At 50.7% G+C, this 432-nt stretch carries 1 protein-coding gene; it reads left to right on the top strand.

Annotation, left to right across the window (positions count from 1 at the left end; genetic code table 11):
• On the top strand, positions 1 to 314 hold a 314-nt coding region (yjgA, locus tag ACTHUR_RS21610; RefSeq protein WP_440400873.1), incomplete at its 5' end, for a ribosome biogenesis factor YjgA.
• Positions 315 to 432: the final 118 nt, after the last annotated feature.

Here is a 432-nt window from a genome sequence, read left to right as displayed (position 1 = left end):
ATACCGACCCTGCGCCCATCGAAGCTTATTTGGCCAAACTGCGCGGCGACAATACGGCACATAATGCCTTTTTGCAACGTGTCGAGCAGGCGCGTACACGACTGTTGGCAGACGATGGCGCGATTACCCAATTTATGGCCGATTTTCCGCAAGCCGACGCCGGCAAATTGCGTACCTTGATCCGCAACACCAAAAAAGAGCAGGAACAAAACAAACCGCCGAAAAACTTCCGCGCGTTGTTCCAAGAAATTAAAGCAGTGATGGAGGCCGGTCAATCCGACGTTTCAGAAGAAGGGAAGGATTGGGAAGAATAAACCTTAAGGCCGTCTGAAAACGGATTGCGGTTTTCAGACGGCCTGTATCGTAATACCGAAGGAGGATGACCATGAAATTTCGCCACTCTGCAATCGCCTTGCTGGTTGGTGTATTGAC

The sequence above is a fragment of the Neisseria sp. P0021.S007 genome, assembly GCF_051956855.1.
The sequence above is the reverse complement of the archived record's forward strand: the minus strand, read 5'-3'. Positions and strand labels throughout refer to the sequence as shown.